Raw genomic sequence first — 15,464 nt, 5'->3', positions numbered from 1 at the left:
GCATACGTTCCGGGGGGACGCTGCTTGTCTTCTGCACAGAGCCCACACGCCGATCTGGTCGGTGCGCTGTACCGCGATCATCGCGGCTGGCTGCTCGCCTGGCTGCAACGCAGCATGGCCTGCCGCCAACGTGCCGAAGACCTGAGCCAGGACACCTTCGTGCGCCTGCTTGGCCGCGAACGACTGGACACGCCCCGCGAACCTCGCGCCTTCCTTGCCGCCGTGGCCAAGGGGCTGATGTTCGACCACTTCCGCCGCGCGGCGCTGGAGCAGGCCTACCTGGCCGAGCTGGCACTGATCCCGGAAGCCGAACAGCCCTCACCCGAAGCACAGCACCTGATCCTCGAAGACCTCAAGGCCATCGACCGCCTGCTCGGCAAGCTGTCGAGCAAGGCCCGCGCGGCGTTTCTGCACAACCGCCTGGACGGCATGGGCCATGCCGAAATCGCCGAACGCCTGGGCGTTTCGGTATCGCGCGTGCGCCAGTACATCGCCCAAGGCATGCGCCAATGCTATGTGGCCCTGTACGGGGAGCCGACGTGAGCAACACGCCGGTTTCGTCCCGAGTACTGGAAGCCGCCATCGCCTGGAAACTCAGCCTCGGCGATGCCAGCGGCACGCCTGATGAACGCAACGAATTCATGCGCTGGCATGCCGCGAGCGAAGAACACGCACGGGCCTGGCGCCAGCTCGGCGCCATGGACCAGCGGGTCAGCGCGGCGGCCGGCCCGGCACGCCAGGCCCTGCAGCAATCGCGTGTCAGCCTGAGGCGACGCATCGGCAAGGTTGGCGGCGGGCTGGCCGGCATGTTCCTGCTCGGCTCGCTACTGGCCTGGGTCGGCGCTCCGTCACTGGCCCCCAGCTACTGGCTGGCCGACCAGCGCACCGCGACTGGCGAATTGCGTACCTTGCGCCTGCAAGACGGCACATTGCTGAGCCTGAACACCCACACCGCCGTGGATATCGACTACGCAGGCGAGCAGCGGGTGATCGTGCTGCACCAAGGCGAAATTTCGGTCGAAACCGGCCACCAGGACCCACGTCCGCTGCTGGTACGCACCGACGACGGTCGCCTGCGGCCACTGGGCACACGCTTCCTGGTACGCCGCGAAGCCGACGGTACGCGCCTGGAAGTGCTGCAAGCCTCGGTCGCGACCATGCCGCATAACAGTGGCGACGAGCAAGTGCTGCGTGAAGGCCAGCAAGTGTTGATGAACGCCAACGGCCTCGGCCAGATCGGCACGGTGCCTGCCGGCGCCGATGCCTGGACGCGTGGCATGCTGGTGGTCGACAACGTGCGCCTGGGCGACCTGCTGGCTGCACTCGGCCAGTACCGCAGTGGCTACCTCGGGGTGGACGACAAGGTCGCCGACCTGCGCGTGACCGGCAGCTTCCCGCTGACCGACACCGACCTGGCGCTGGCATCGCTGGTGCCGGCGTTGCCGGTGAAGATAGAGCGGCATACCCAGTGGTGGGTGAACGTGGTGCCGAGGTAAAGCGGTAAGCCAAAAATAATTCTCGATAGTTTTCAGATTAGCCCTGTCACTTTTCAAATCTCGCTCGGCAAGGAAGCAGTTAGCACTTATCCGTCCAGGAGCCGCTGCATGTCCCGTGCTGTTGATCGTATCTTGCGCCCTAGCCTTATGGCCCTTGCCATCGCCGTAACCGCGCCCTTGGCCAGCCCTGTCTTGTTCGCCGCCGAGCAATCCGCTCCGCGCGCCTATGACCTGCCCAGCGCCCCGTTGGCCACCACCCTCAACCAGATCGCCAGCCAGGCCGGTATCGCCCTGGCCATCGACCCGGCATTGGTCAGCGGCCGCACCTCGGCCCCGGTGACCGGCCAGTACGATGGACTTGGTGCCCTGCAAGCCGCCCTGCGCGGCACTGGCCTGCAACTGCAACAAAGCAGCGTAGGCAGCTACAGCCTGGTAGCCACACAAGAAGGGGCACTGGCGCTGCCAGAGACAGCGATCAACGCTACGTCCAATTATGAAAGCGCCTGGGGGGCGGTCGAGGGTTACACCGCAACCCGCACGGCAGCGGGCACCAAGACAGATACCGCCATCGCCGAACTACCCCGCTCGGTAAGCGTGATCACCCGGCAGCAGATGGAGGATCGCCCCGTACTCAGCCTGAATGATGCCCTGCGCTACACGGCAGGCGTGCAGAGCAGCGGCTACGGCTCCGACTCCCGCAGCGACTGGTTGCTGGTACGTGGTTTTGTGCCCACCCAGTTCCTTGATGGCCTGCCATTGCCCAAGGGGAACTATGCCACCCCCAAGATTGAACCCTGGAACCTGGAGCGCATCGCCGTGCTGCGTGGCCCAGCTTCATCAGTGTACGGTCAGACCCCGCCAGGCGGGTTGCTGGACATGACCAGCCGTCGACCGCAGCTGGAAAGCAGCCATGAAATCGAAGCCCAGGTTGGCAGCAACAATCACAAGCAGATCAACTTCGACAGCACCGGCAAGCTCGACGATGCAGGCCAGTTCCTGTACCGAGTGAGCGGTACCGTGCGTGACAGCGGCTCGCCGATCGACCATATACCAGACAAGCGCTATAACATCGCGCCCAGCCTGACTTGGAATATCAACGACGACACCAAGCTGACCTTCATCTCCCAGTACACCCGCGATGATACTGGCATTACTGGCCAGTTCTTGCCTCTGCAAGGCACCAAGCTGGACAGCCCCGCTGGCAAGATTTCTCACCACAAGAACCTGGGTGACCCGGATTGGGAGTCCTACGACCGCACCTATTACCACTTGGGCTATGCGTTTGAAACCCGCCTGAACGATACTTGGCAGTTCCGCCAGAACCTACGCTATGCGCGCAACGAACTGGACTTCAAGGGCATTACCGCCGGTGGCTCGATCTGGCCAGCCGGGCCGGACGAAGCTGTCAGCGCCGATGGCACCGTGCAACGTACTGCCGGTATCGTCGAAGAAGATATCTCCCAGTTCGCAGTGGACAATAACTTCCAGGCCGATTTCCAGACTGGCCAGCTCGCCCATACCCTGCTGCTAGGTCTCGACCATCAGCGCTCGGACAGCAACGCTCGCTGGCGTTGGGGCTCGGCCGGCGTGCCATCGAGCAATATCCATAACCCGGTATACGGCCAGGATTTCTCGAACGTCCAGTACTTCGACATGTACGACTACGATCAGAAGACCCAGCAGACCGGCCTGTACGCCCAAGACCAGATGGCCTTGGACAACTGGCGCCTGACCCTGGGTGGACGTGAGGACTGGGTACACACCGGCACCACCTTCCACAATCAGGGCGACGCTACCAATACCCAGCGCGACAAGAAGTTCAGTGGTAACGCAGCCCTCAGCTATGTGTTCGATAACGGCCTGACGCCTTACATCTCCTATGCCGAGTCGTTCCAGGCCGCTACCGGTTCCGCCGTCAATAGCACCGATGCATTCAAGCCGACCGAAGGCAAGCAGTACGAGCTGGGTATCAAATACCAACCGCCAGGCAGCAAAAGCCTGTTCACCGCAGCTGTATTCGACCTGACGCAGCAGAACATGTCGGTGACCGAGGGTGGCGTCACCCGCCAGGTTGGCGAAGTGCGTGTGAAAGGCCTTGAGCTTGAGGCCACTTCGGATGTGAGCGAGAACCTCAAGCTGGTGGGGTCCTACACCTACAACGACAGCGAAATCACCAAAGGCACCCGTGAGGAGAAAGGCAAGCGCATGGCGCAGGTTCCGCGTAACCAGGCCACTGCCTGGGCCGACTACACCTGGCACAGCGGGGCGCTGGACGGCTTTGGCGTAGGCGTTGGCGTGCGCTATGTGGGCGACACCTACGGCAACACCACGAATACCGACTGGGGCCATGTGGGCTCGTACACTGTCTACGACGCCTCCGTACATTACGACCTGGGCCGCCTGAACAGCACACTCAAAGGCGTCACCGTGGCCGTAGATGCGAAAAACCTGTTCAACAAGGACTACCTGTCGACGTGCGACGGGTACTACTGCTACTACGGCGACGAACGCAACGTGGTCGCCAGCGTCAACTACAAGTTCTGAGTGAACGGGGGCCGCTTTGCGGCCCCCTGTTCCAACAGACAACAAACGGTACCGTGATGAAAAGCCCGACCATCCGCCGCTGGTCCGTGATCCACACCTGGAGCAGCCTGGTCTGCACCCTGTTCCTGCTGTTGCTGGCACTCACCGGCCTGCCGCTGATTTTCCACCACGAACTCGAACATCTGCTTGGCGACGCCCCGCAATTGCGTGAAATGCCAGCAGGTACCCCACACCTCGACCTGCAACAGCTTGTACTGAAAGCGGAGCAGCACCGCCCCGGCGAGGTCATGCAGTACTTCGGCTACGACAAAGACGAACCCAATGGCGTGGTCGCCATCACCGCCGCCACTGCTGGCACCGACCCAAACTTGTCGCACACCTTCATGCTCGACGCCCGCACCGGCGAAGCCGTGGCCATGCCGGCCGCCAATGGCGGTTTCATGATGGTGATGCTGCGCTTGCATGTGGACATGTTCGCCGGCCTGCCAGGCAAGCTGCTGCTGGCGCTCATGGGCGTACTGTTCATCCTCGCAATCGTCTCCGGCACCGTGCTCTATGCGCCGTTCATGCGCCGCCTGGACTTCGGCACGGTACGCCACGAAAAATCCCGTCGCCTGCGCTGGCTCGACCTGCATAATCTGATCGGCGTGGTAACCCTGGCCTGGGCACTCACGGTAGGCGTGACCGGTGTAATCAGCGCCCTGTCCGACCTGGTCATCGCCGCCTGGCGCAACGACAGCCTGGCCGCCATGGTGGCGCCTTACCGCGACGCCCCGCCGCTCACCGAGCGCGCGCCAGCCACACGCCTGCTGGAGATTGCCGAACAGGCTGCCCCCGGCATGCGCCCGGACTTCATCGCCTTCCCCGGCACACGCTTTTCCAGCGAACACCACTATGCGGTGTTCATGAACGGTGCCACACACCTGAGTTCACACCTGTTCACGCCGGTACTGATCGACGCCCGCACCTTGGCCGTTACAGCGGTCGGCGAGCGCCCCTGGTACATGGACGCCATGGGCCTGTCGCAACCCTTGCATTTCGGCGATTACGGCGGGCGCCCGATGCAAATCCTCTGGGCGGTGCTCGATGTGCTGACCATCATCGTGCTCGGCAGCGGCCTGTACCTGTGGTGGGGCAAGCAACGCAAACCCAAGGAGGCACGCGCATGAGCCATAAGTCGCAACCCGCCTCGCGCATTTTTGCCTGGCCGGCGCTGATCGCCTTGCTGGGAGCCCTGGGGCTGTTCGCCGCCTTGCTGGGTGATGGTTGGTGGGATGGGCTGTCCTGGCTCGGGCTCGGCCTACCAGCAGGGTTCTCGCTACGCGGCCTGTGGCGCCGCTGAGGTAGCCGGCTAACACCGCCGTCCTGGCGCCCGGGCGCAGCATGGTCCGCCCTCGCAACAGGAGCCGGAGCATGACCACCCTGCCGCACTTTCACACGCTGGATAACCAGCTTGATGCACTGCTACCCCCCATTCATGGCGTCGAGCACAGCCTTGAGCTGATGCTGGCGCAACTGTTCCCGGGCCATTCCATCAGCGCGCGCACGCTGTTTTTCGGTACGCATCAACTGTTGCAGCTGGTGGGTTTTCATTTGTTCGACGGCGGCACTTTTCGTCTACCTGCGGGTAGCCGCATCAGGCATGCCGACTACCCGGCACTTAGCCTACCTCCCGATTTCAGCAGCCGTATCGGCAACTTCTGCCAAACCATTCGCCAGCAACTGCACGCGCGCCAGGCAGCCTATTGGCTGACACGCAACAGCAAAGGGCTGACGCGCGCTGTCAGCCTGGCAGTGCTGTTCCGCGACCAGCTGGATGCGGAAATTCGCTTGCGCAGTACCGATGAGACCCTGTCTGCAGCGCATGCCCAACTGCTCAGGACATGCCTGGAACTGCCACAACCTTGGCAGCGGCGGCACTTGCCAATCACCGCACGCCCTCAGGTCTACCGCCTGTTGCTCACCAGCACTGACCCCAACTGGCGCAGCCATGTGCCGGGTTTTCTGGTGCTGACTGAACAGGGGGCCGAAGGGCATATGCTTGAACACCATGAACCGGTTGGCCGAGCGCTATTGTGCAGTGTCGCTCACGGCATCGAAGCCTTCGACAACCTGAGCGATCTCCACAAGGAGGTATGCGAACGACTTGAAGACCCGCAGCAGAGCGAGCACCTGCTCAAGCTCATGATTGCCCCTGCTGACCAGCAAAGCGCGCGTTGCGCGGCGCGTTTACGTTATGACTGGTATACCGAGGACGTGGCCGACTACCTGGCCTCGACCTTGCGTGACGCCCAGGCCAGGCACTTGAGCCATGCCTGGCAACTTGCATGGAGCCAAGGCAAGCAGCGCGATATCGAGCAGCTGGACAACGCGCTTGCCCCTGCACTCGACATACGCAGCGCCGTCGGTAGCCGTGGCCCACTGGCCAACCGCTACGGCCTGCTGCTGGAGAAGCACCTGCCCAATTGGCTGCGCACCACATCGCGGCAAGGTGTCGCTCACATCATGCAGGCCATGCAAGAACAAATTGTGGCCATCGAAGCGGCCAGCGCCCCTGGCATCCTGACTTTGGAGCAGTTCGGCCAGCAGCATTCGCTGCTGCGCTGGGTAAACTTGCGCCTGCGCGAGTATTTGCAACGTGACCCGGGTCTGGACTGCGATCCGCGTGATATCACCATCAGCGTCACCCTTGCCCGCCAGGTAGGGCCGATCGTGAACCCTCTACCGCTGGGCAGTACGGTGGGCTACATTCCGGTGGTCAGCCGACAACAGGTGGGCGGTACCGTCGAACTGGTGAATCACACCTACCGCCTCGACGAGCTGGCGTTGCTGAACATCAGCTGGTTCGATGTGGACTACTGGTTGACTGCCCGGGTCTATCTTCACGGTGATCAACCGCTGTCAGCGCTCACCCCACTGAGGGTCAAGCAGATCGTACGGCGCCTGAATGCCGGCAGTGGTTACAAGGCATACCTGCGCACGCAGCTGCTCGACTCGCCTGAAGGCCGCTGGCGCCAGGCAGCCTATGCACAGGTCTACCGCGCCCGCCTGAATGCCGAAGCGGTGAAAGCGCGCTATGTCGGCCATTTTCTCGCCGACACTTTCGCGCAAGGGTATGGCTGGGCCAGCACGGTCATCAGCAACCCCGACAGCCATGCACGCCCACCTTACAACGCGCAACAGGTGATCGCTCAGCAACTGCTCGTGCACGGCGATACCTTGATGGGCGTTTTGCTGCTCGTCTCGCCAGAGCACTCGAATCGAATCGTCGTTCATTGCCCTGACGTCCCGGACAGGCACTATTGGCGTGAGTACCGCGACATCAAAGCGTTGATCCGGGCTGTTCGCGGCGACCTGGTGTTGCAGGACTACCTGGTCCAGCGCCTGCCACAGGCCAGCAGCCAAAAGCTCAAGGCGCGGTTGCTCAAGGGGCGAGTAGGTGGTGCATCCATTACACGGCACACCATCACTGGCGATCTGTATCAGGCACTCTACCTGGCCGAGGTCAGAAACCTGATCGCGCACACCGACTCCGTCACCCGCAGCAATCAGGAGCTGTTAGGGGAGTTCTCGGTCAATGTGCTGCGGCTGGTGCTGGATATTGTCACCTTCGTACTGCCGCAACGGGCTTTGGTCGCCTTGGCATTTGGCCGTATGGCGATTTCCATATGGGATGGCTTCGAAGCGTTTGACCACGACGACCATACGGGCGCCTTGCACCATGCCGTGGCTGCTCTCGGCCATGCCACCGCCGGGCTGAACGATATGGCAGGTTCCAGCTTGATGCGCCGTGCCTTGCGGGGGCTGCCCAAACCGCCGCCGATCCCCCTGCCTAAACACTACGAAACCGCGCCGGACCTTGCCAGGTTGCGCTACCGGATCGACTCGGTACATGGTGAGGCCGTCTATGAACAACTGTCGGACAGCCCCGGGCTGACCCAGTACTTCGTGCGGGATAACCTGGGCCGCTACTTCAATGTCAGTTTTGATGGCACCCGTTGGCGAGCCACCGATCCCGACCAGCCTTATGCGTACCTGAAACTGCCGATCAAGCGCAGTCAGGATGGCAACTGGGTAGTGGACTCTCCCGTACGCTGGCATGACGGCTTGCCAGACATCACGCAACTGCTCGAACAATGCCGGCTGGCAATACCGCTTCAGGGCACCGCAGAGAGTGAGGACGAACGCCTGTTCAACCACGGCAGCACACGGTACCTGCAACTGCATAACCATCAGTTGCCGGTACGTCGCCACCTGCTGCCTGGCCACTATCACCTGGTGTTGCCCGCTGGCTTGTCTGGCGCAGTGCCTGCCTGGGCGGTGCTGCGCCACCAGGAGGGTGAATGGCGCATCCGGGTTCGCCAGGCCGGCCGCGGCAGCGACTGGCTGGCGTTACCCTCGGGCTATTCGGCCAGCTTGGGCAGCAGCCGGTCCAGCCGCTGATGCAAGGCACTGCTGCTTGGCCAGTTACGCAGCAGCCGCGCCCGGTCCCGGGCGTAGGCCGGGGCGAAGCTGAGCTGGGTGGCGTGCTGGCACATGGCATCAAGGTCGATCAATGACCATTGGCCGTTGTCCCAGAACAGGTTGTGGCCCTTGAAGTCGCCATGGCTGATGCGCTCGCGAATCAGCTGTTGCATCACATGTACCAGGGCATCCACCTGTTCCTCGGGGGCCTCGCCGCTCTCCACATAGGGCGCGAAGCAGGCAGTCAGGTCCGGGCCATCGACATACTCGGTGACCAGGTAGGCGCGGCTGCGCAGGCCCATCACCCGCTGTTCCAGCACCGCCAGCGGCTTGGGTGTGGCGATGTCGAGAAATTCCAGGCGGTGGCCTTCGATCCACGAATGCCAGGCACGGCTCGGGCGCCAGAAGCGCTTGAACCAGTGCGCCGTGTTCTTGATGTTGTAGCGCTTGAGCACCAGCTGCCGGCCATTGACCTCGATGCGCGCCACGCTGGCGGCACCACCGGTCTTGTACAGGTGGCCCTTGTCGATCAACGCATCAGCCTGCGCCAGCACAGGCTGCATGGCATCGACCTCGCTGCGGCGAATCGCCTGCAAGCCCGACAGGGTGCGCTGGACGCTGAACAGGCTGCACTCGCGGCCGGCCTTTTCCAGGTAATCCTTCTGGCGCCAGTTGCGCACCTTGTCCACCTGCTTCTGCAAGGCCTCCATCGGCAGTGCATGTTCGGCATTGGCCAGCAGGTAATGCACCAGCAGTTCTTCGATGAACGGCTCCAGGCGCTTGGGCAGCTGGGCGAAGAACACACCGAGGTTTTCCAGCACGCGTGGGCGCGACAGCTGCTGGCCAGGCGTTTCGGCCTTGATGCCAGCGCCATCGATCAGGTACAGCTTGCCGCCGTGGCGCAGCAAGTTGTCCAGGTGCAGGTCTTCCTGCCACAGGCCTTGGGCATGCATGTGCGCGACAGCGGTTAGCGCTTCGCCCAGCACCAGGTGTTGCTCGTCAGCCAGCACAGGCAGGTTTTCCACCGCTGCCCAGGCATCGGCCAGGCTTTCGGCGCCATCGAGGAACTCGAACAGCAGCCAGCCGCCCTCGCCTTCCTTGAGGCCGTCGGCCAGCAGCTTGGGCGTGGTAAGGCCCTGCTCGGCCAGCAACTTCACGCCTTGCAGTTCACGTTGGAAATGCCGGGCAGCGTTACCGCCCACCAGCAGCTTGGCCAGCACCGGGGTGCCGCGCCAGACGCCAGCGCCCACATAGCGCTGGCCCGGCAGCACGCGCAACAGGCTGAGCAGTTGCAGGTCGGCGCTGCCGGCTGCGTCGGCCAGGGTGATACTCAGGGGTAACGACGGGCTGCGCCCAGCATCCTTCAGTTCAGACAAACGCATCAGCGGGCCTCTTTTTCACGACGGCGTTGCGTCAGGCGTTGCAGCCAGGTATTGACCAACGTGCTGTCAGCCGGCTGCGCCAAGTAGGTTGCCAGCATCGTGCGCACATCGGCCTCGCGCCAGGCCGGGGCGCGGCGCAGCAGCGGCTCCAGGTCCTTGAGGCGGTCACGCATACCGAACAGCAATGGCCGGGTCTTTTCCAGATCGATCAGTTGCGCGTCCCAGCCTTCACGGCGCTGGCGCAGGAAAATGTGCTTGGGGTAAAAGCAGCCATGCACCTGGCCGGCGCTGTGCAGGGTGCGCGCCAGCTGGCCGCACGCCTGCAGGATGCCATTGCGTTCGGCATCGCCCAGTTGTGACCACTGGGCCAGCAGGCTGTCGAGGTCGGCCCACTCGTCCAGCGCGCGGGTCATCAGGATGGCCCGGTGCTTGCCGCCCTGCTTGCGCTCGCCATAGAACACCGCCTGCAAGGCCGGAATGTGCAGTTTCTGGTAGCGGCTGATGTTGCGGAATTCGCGGGCGAAGGTGGGCTCGCCGAACGGCCGGTGCAAGGTGCGGGTCAGGTAGTCGCTCTGGCGCTTGAGGTAGTAGCCCTTGCCTTCGAGCTCCAGGCGAAACACGCTGCTCCACCCACCACGGCCGGTATTGGGTTCATCCACGGCTTCCAGTTGCAGCGCCCACAGCGCCTCGAAGTCGTCCAAGCCATGACGCTTGAGCAGCGCGAGGTCCGCGCTGGCCAGGTAATCGGTCATTCCCTTCCCTCGAAAAAGCCCAGCACCTGGCGAATGCGCTTCTTGTCACGCACATTCAGCCGGTCGCGGCCACGGTATTGCAGGTAAAAGCGCAGGCGCTGGGTGGCCGACAGGTGGTATTTGGCCACTTTGTCCAGGCAGGCCAGGTCCTTGATCATCCGGTGCCGCCACATGAAGCCGCGCCAGAAGTCGCCGGTGGGGCAGTCGATGAAGAATAGCGTGCCCTGGTCGTCGACCAGCAGGTTGCGCCACTTCAGGTCATTGTGAGCAAAGCGGTGCTCGTGCATGACCCGGGTATGGTGCGCCAGCTGACGGCTGAGATGGTCGACCCAGGCCCGATCGGCCAGGCGCGGATCATTGCGCTCGGCCAGCGCCGACAGGTCTTCGGTGTTCGGCAGCTCGCGGGTGATCATCGCCCCGCGACCAAAGGCCAGGCCATTGCGCTCCAGCCCCCAGGCCACCACTTCGGCGGTAGGGATGCCCCACTTGGCGAACTGTTTGAGGTTCTGCCATTCGGCCTTGATGCGCGGCCGGCCCAGGTAGCGGCGCATGTGCTTGCCGGCCCCGGTGTAGCGCTTGACGTAGTAATTGACCCCGTCACGCGCGATGCGCACCACCTCGCTGAGCGGGTCGCGGGTCAGGCGTTCGCCTTGCAGGGCAAATACCGCATCGAGGCTGCCGAAGTCCGCCGCCAGGTGTTCGTAACCCGGCGCCAGTGTCCAGCCCGCCATCAGAGCGCATCCCCGTAGCGTTGCTTGCGGTCGTAGAGTTTCTGCGCCTTGCGCTCCAGCCAGGCGAGCAACTGGGCTTCGTCCTTGAGGACTTGCCGCAGCGGCCGCTGGAAATAACCCCGCAGGAAGCGCAGCTTGTCGCGCGGGGTCAGGCCAATGTCCAACGCCGAGAAGTACAGCGCGGCCAGGTCCTTGTCGCGCCAGCGGCGGCTGATTGTCGCCCGGGTCTGGGCGCGGTGCAGGTCGATGACCGACAGCCTGAAGTCATCCGCCGTCACCGGTCGGTCGGTGTGCAGCAGGAAATGGCAGATATAGCAGTCGCGGTGGTTGACCCCAGCGCGGTGCATGCCACCCGTCATCTTCGCCACTTCGGCGATCAGCGCACGCTTCAGGCGCGGCTCGGGCGGCTGCTTGACCCAGTCGATACTGAAATCTTCCAGGCTGATGGTCGGGGCCAGCTCTTCGGTGATGATGAACGAATGCTGCGTGGCCGGGTTGCTGCCGCGCTCGCCGTAGGCGACAGCGGTCATGGTCGGCACGCCCACCTCATGCAGGCGCTGGATAGCCCGCCATTCCTGGCCGGCACCGAGCACCGGCAGCTTGGCGGTGAACAGGTTCTTGAAGATCTCGCCCCAACCGATGCCGCGGTGAATCTTGACGAAAAAGCCCTCACCAGCCACTTCGGTACGCAGCGTGCGGCGCCCTTCCAGCTCGCGATACACCTCGCCTTGCAGCGCTTCTACGGCATCGAAGGCATCACGCCCGGCCCACAGGCGCTTGAACGGTTCGGCCAGTATCAGCTTCATGCAGACTCCTGCCCCAGGATCACATCGGCGGCATGCTGCGGCATGCTGTACAGGTCTGCGGTTTCAGCAAACGCCAGGCCGTTGCGCGACCAGCTGGCGCGGGCCTGCGGGTCGTCAAGCATGCGTTGCAGGTAGCCGTTGAGCTGGTCCTGATCGAACGGTTCGTCCAGTACCAGGCCGCAGTCGGCCTCGGCAATGTAGTGGGCATAACCACACACCTTGGACACCAGCACCGGCAAACCGGCCACCAGCGCTTCAAGCAGCACCGTACCGGTATTCTCGTTGTACGCCGGGTGAATCAGCAGGTCGGCACCCAGCAGGAAGCGCGGGATGTCGCTGCGGCCCTTGAGGAACTGAACCTGGTCGCCCAGACCCAACGTGGCGCTCTGCAACTGGAACACCTTGGGATCGTCCTGGCCGATCACCATCAGCTTCGTACGTTTGCGCAGGGCCGACGGCAGCGCGGCCAGCGCCTTGAGGCTGCGGTCCACCCCCTTGGTCTTGAAGCCCGAGCCAATCTGCACCAGCAACAGATCGTCATCACCCAGGTTGAATTCCTTGCGAAACTCGGCGCGGATCTCGGCGGCATTGGCCGGCGCACGGCGGTCCTGGGAAATACCCGGCGGCAACAGGTGGAAGCGTTCTACCTGGGTTCCGTAATGCTTGATGAACAGCGGCTGCTGCACTTCGGAAATCATCAGCACTTCGGTATGGGCGTCCTTGGCGAACACCGCACGCTCGTACTCGGCAAAGTGCCGGTAGCGGCCCCAGCGGCGGTACAGGCCACCGCGCAGGGTCTGCGCCTTGTCTTCGAAGCAGCCGTCGGCGGCGTAGTACACATCCAGCCCCGGCATCTTGTTGAAGCCAATCAGGCGGTCGACCGGGCGCTTGGCCAGGTCGGCGGCCATCCAGGCGCTGAGCTTCTCGTTGCGACGGTGGTTGAAAATCGCCTTCACCGGCGCCACCAGCACTTCGAAGCCCGGCGGAATGTCACCTTCCCAGATCAGCGTGTACACACGGATCTGATGGCCCCGCTTCTGGCACTCCAGGGCAATGCGCATGAAATCGCGCTGCAGCCCGCCGAAGGGGAAATATTTGTAAAGCACGAAAGCCAGTTGCATCAACGGACATCCTCAGCCAGCAGCAACGCGCTCAAGCGGCCCGCCACATGCTCGGGATTCAGGCGAGTGAAGCACAGCGGCCACTCGCGTTTCAGATCGAACCGGCGCAGGTCGTCGGCGCTCGGTTTGTAGGTGCACTTCTTCTGCAGGCAGGGAGCGCAAGGCCAGTCACTGGCCTGGTGAATCTGGGTCCGTCCGTAGGCGCCAGTCAGGCCCGGGTTGGTCGGGCCGAACAGCGAAATGGTGGGCACATCGAGTGCTGCGGCCAGGTGGCCGAGGCCGGTATCGACCGCGACGCAGGCTTTTGCCGCCGCCAATACGCGGGCTACGCCGACAAGGTTCAATTTGGGGAGCACCTGGCAATTGTTCAAGCCCTGTGCGATACGCTCGGCGCGCGCCTTCTCGGCCGGGTTGCCCCATGGCAGACGCACCTCCAGCTTGCGTCGGCCCATGCGCTCGGCCAGTTCGCGCCAGTAGGCTTCGGGCCAGTGCTTGGTCGCCCAGGTGGTGCCGTGCAGGAACACCACATAAGGGGCAGCCGGCGGCAATTGCAGGCGGTCGAGGTCCAGGCCGTAATTGCCGATACCTTCGGGCAAGTCGTAAGCCAAGGCCATGGCGAACAGCTGGCGCACCCGTTCTACTGCGTGCTGGCCGGTGGCAACCGACAGGCGCCGGTCATAGAAGCGGCTGGCCAAACCTTCGCGGGCCGAGTAGCGGTCCAGGCCGGCAACCGGGGCCTTCACATAGCGGGTCAGCCAGGCTGACTTCACCAGGCCCTGGGCATCGATCACCAGGTCGTACTTGCGCTCGCGCACACGCTGCTTGAACGCCTTCCACTCGCCACTCTTGAGGGTTTGCCAAAGGTTCTTGCGCCAGCGGCGGATGGCCACCGGAATAACCTGGTCGACCGCCGGGTGCCAGCCGGGGATTTCGGCAAAGCCCTCTTCCACTACCCAGTCGAAACGGATGCCCGGGATGGCGTGGGCGGCATCGGTGAGCGCCGGCAGGGTGTGGATCACATCACCCAGCGACGAAGTCTTGATGATCAGTACCCGCACTTAGTCGACCTCGGCCACGGTATCGATCAGGTCCGGCCCGCTCAAGCTGTGCAGGGCGGCGATGACTTTGCCCGGTTCCAGCAGGCGCAGGCAGTTGTAGTGGCCAAAGCGGCAGGTGCGGTCGAAGCAGGGGCTGCACTCGATACCGGTGCGCACCACTTCCACCTGGTCGGCCAGCGGTGGGGTGAAGCCGGGCGACGTCGAGCCGTACACCGCCACCAGCGGGCGGTTCAGCGCGGCGGCCACATGCATCAGGCCAGAATCGTTGGACACCACGGCATGCGCACAGGACATCAGGTCGATGGCCTCGGCCAGCGAGGTTTCACCAGCCAGGTTGGACGACTCTTCACGGAAACCCGGGATCAGCCGGTCGCGGATCTGCTCACCGACCGGGTGGTCTTTCTTCGAGCCGAACAGCCATACCTGCCAGCCCTGGCGGATCATTGCGTCGGCCACCTCGGCATAGTGCTCGGCCGGCCAGCGCTTGGCCTCGCCGAACTCGGCGCCAGGGCACAGCGCCAGCACCGGGCGGTCCAGCTCAAGGCCGAACTTGGCCAGGGCGGCTTCGCGGCTTTGCGCTTCGATCTGCAGGTTGGGGCGCGGGTACGGCTGCGGCAGCTCGGCGCCGGGCGCGTAGGCCAAGGCCATGAAGCGCTCGATCATCAGCGGGTAGCGGGCCTTGTCCAGCTTGCGCACATCGTTCAGCAGGCCGAAGCGCATTTCGCCGCGCCAGCCGGTGCGTGTGGGGATGCCGGCAAAGAACGGCACCAATGCCGACTTCAGCGAGTTGGGCAGCAGGATGGCCTGGTCGTACTGGCCGGCCAGGGACTTGCCGATGCGGCGGCGCGTGGCCAGTTCCAGCGCGCCATGGCCGAGCGGGAAGCTCAAGGCCTGTCGCACCTCGGGCATGCGCTCCAGGATCGGCCGGCTCCACTCAGGGGCCAGCACGTCGATCACGCAGTCGGGGTGCTGCTGTTTCAGGCACTGGAACAGGGTCTGCGCCATCACCATGTCGCCGACCCAGCTGGGGCCAATGATCAGTATTCTCATGCTTAGTCCAGAAACGCTCGGGGAGGCTACAGACTGCGGTACAGCCTGGCCTCCCCTCTT

General features: G+C 63.7%; 13 protein-coding genes. 6 read left to right on the top strand and 7 right to left on the bottom strand.

Annotated features, from left to right (window positions below):
* Positions 1-24: 24 nt before the first annotated feature.
* The 6 genes from QQL85_RS19050 to QQL85_RS19025 all read left to right on the top strand — a co-directional run bounded on the left by QQL85_RS19050 (position 25) and on the right by QQL85_RS19025 (position 8,483).
* Positions 25-543 carry an RNA polymerase sigma factor gene (locus tag QQL85_RS19050; RefSeq protein WP_284355474.1) on the top strand — a complete coding sequence of 173 codons (519 nt, stop codon included), beginning with the start codon at positions 25-27 and terminating at the stop codon, positions 541-543.
* Entirely contained in the window at positions 540-1,496 is a 957-nt protein-coding gene (locus QQL85_RS19045) for a FecR domain-containing protein (RefSeq protein WP_284355473.1), read from the top strand. The genes QQL85_RS19050 and QQL85_RS19045 overlap by 4 nt, the downstream gene beginning before the upstream one ends.
* A 108-nt stretch (positions 1,497-1,604) precedes the next feature.
* Positions 1,605-4,040, top strand: a complete 2,436-nt coding sequence (locus QQL85_RS19040) for a TonB-dependent siderophore receptor (protein ID WP_284355472.1) — start codon at positions 1,605-1,607, stop codon at positions 4,038-4,040.
* A 56-nt stretch (positions 4,041-4,096) separates the two neighbouring features.
* Entirely contained in the window at positions 4,097-5,209 is a 1,113-nt protein-coding gene (locus QQL85_RS19035; protein ID WP_284355471.1) for a PepSY-associated TM helix domain-containing protein, read from the top strand.
* Complete coding sequence (locus QQL85_RS19030; RefSeq protein ID WP_284355470.1) at positions 5,206-5,382, top strand: hypothetical protein; 177 nt, start codon at positions 5,206-5,208, stop codon at positions 5,380-5,382. The genes QQL85_RS19035 and QQL85_RS19030 overlap by 4 nt, the downstream gene beginning before the upstream one ends.
* Before the next feature lie 71 nt (positions 5,383-5,453).
* A complete protein-coding gene (locus QQL85_RS19025) occupies positions 5,454-8,483 on the top strand; it encodes a dermonecrotic toxin domain-containing protein (protein WP_284355469.1) in 3,030 nt (1,009 codons plus the stop codon).
* On the opposite strand, the gene QQL85_RS19020 is transcribed toward QQL85_RS19025, so the two are convergent.
* The 7 genes from QQL85_RS19020 to waaF are packed head-to-tail and all read right to left on the bottom strand — an operon-like array spanning position 8,444 to position 15,404.
* Positions 8,444-9,886, bottom strand: coding sequence for a lipopolysaccharide kinase InaA family protein (locus QQL85_RS19020; RefSeq protein ID WP_284355468.1), 1,443 nt, complete (start codon positions 9,884-9,886; stop codon positions 8,444-8,446). The genes QQL85_RS19025 and QQL85_RS19020 overlap by 40 nt on opposite strands.
* Positions 9,886-10,638: a lipopolysaccharide kinase InaA family protein gene (locus QQL85_RS19015; protein ID WP_284355467.1), complete on the bottom strand. Its 753-nt coding sequence runs from the start codon at positions 10,636-10,638 to the stop codon at positions 9,886-9,888. Before QQL85_RS19015 ends, QQL85_RS19020 begins: the two co-directional genes overlap by 1 nt.
* Positions 10,635-11,369 carry a lipopolysaccharide kinase InaA family protein gene (locus QQL85_RS19010; protein WP_284355466.1) on the bottom strand — a complete coding sequence of 245 codons (735 nt, stop codon included), beginning with the start codon at positions 11,367-11,369 and terminating at the stop codon, positions 10,635-10,637. Before QQL85_RS19010 ends, QQL85_RS19015 begins: the two co-directional genes overlap by 4 nt.
* The gene (gene rfaP, locus QQL85_RS19005; RefSeq protein ID WP_284355465.1) at positions 11,369-12,175 is read right to left on the bottom strand and encodes a lipopolysaccharide core heptose(I) kinase RfaP; all 807 of its coding nucleotides are present in this window, start codon (positions 12,173-12,175) and stop codon (positions 11,369-11,371) included. Before rfaP ends, QQL85_RS19010 begins: the two co-directional genes overlap by 1 nt.
* Entirely contained in the window at positions 12,172-13,296 is a 1,125-nt protein-coding gene (locus QQL85_RS19000; RefSeq protein ID WP_284355464.1) for a glycosyltransferase family 4 protein, read from the bottom strand. Before QQL85_RS19000 ends, rfaP begins: the two co-directional genes overlap by 4 nt.
* On the bottom strand, positions 13,296-14,354 hold the full coding sequence (waaC, locus tag QQL85_RS18995) for a lipopolysaccharide heptosyltransferase I (protein ID WP_284355463.1): 1,059 nt from the start codon (positions 14,352-14,354) through the stop codon (positions 13,296-13,298). Before waaC ends, QQL85_RS19000 begins: the two co-directional genes overlap by 1 nt.
* Entirely contained in the window at positions 14,355-15,404 is a 1,050-nt protein-coding gene (gene waaF, locus QQL85_RS18990; protein ID WP_284355462.1) for a lipopolysaccharide heptosyltransferase II, read from the bottom strand.
* Positions 15,405-15,464: the final 60 nt, after the last annotated feature.

This window comes from Pseudomonas putida (assembly GCF_030159595.1).
Lineage (GTDB): Bacteria > Pseudomonadota > Gammaproteobacteria > Pseudomonadales > Pseudomonadaceae > Aquipseudomonas > Aquipseudomonas putida_AC.
The sequence above is the reverse complement of the archived record's forward strand: the minus strand, read 5'-3'. Positions and strand labels throughout refer to the sequence as shown.

Excerpts from the sequence above, each read along its gene's own strand:
- QQL85_RS19030 (WP_284355470.1), top strand. The coding sequence starts at position 5,206 with ATGAGCCATAAGTCGCAACCCGCCTCGCGCATTTTTGCCTGGCCGGCG.
- QQL85_RS19010 (WP_284355466.1), bottom strand. The coding sequence starts at position 11,369 with ATGGCGGGCTGGACACTGGCGCCGGGTTACGAACACCTGGCGGCGGAC.
- QQL85_RS19035 (WP_284355471.1), top strand. The coding sequence starts at position 4,097 with ATGAAAAGCCCGACCATCCGCCGCTGGTCCGTGATCCACACCTGGAGC.
- QQL85_RS19000 (WP_284355464.1), bottom strand. The coding sequence starts at position 13,296 with ATGCAACTGGCTTTCGTGCTTTACAAATATTTCCCCTTCGGCGGGCTG.
- QQL85_RS19015 (WP_284355467.1), bottom strand. The coding sequence starts at position 10,638 with ATGACCGATTACCTGGCCAGCGCGGACCTCGCGCTGCTCAAGCGTCAT.
- QQL85_RS19020 (WP_284355468.1), bottom strand. The coding sequence starts at position 9,886 with ATGCGTTTGTCTGAACTGAAGGATGCTGGGCGCAGCCCGTCGTTACCC.
- QQL85_RS19040 (WP_284355472.1), top strand. The coding sequence starts at position 1,605 with ATGTCCCGTGCTGTTGATCGTATCTTGCGCCCTAGCCTTATGGCCCTT.
- QQL85_RS19025 (WP_284355469.1), top strand. The coding sequence starts at position 5,454 with ATGACCACCCTGCCGCACTTTCACACGCTGGATAACCAGCTTGATGCA.
- rfaP (WP_284355465.1), bottom strand. The coding sequence starts at position 12,175 with ATGAAGCTGATACTGGCCGAACCGTTCAAGCGCCTGTGGGCCGGGCGT.
- waaF (WP_284355462.1), bottom strand. The coding sequence starts at position 15,404 with ATGAGAATACTGATCATTGGCCCCAGCTGGGTCGGCGACATGGTGATG.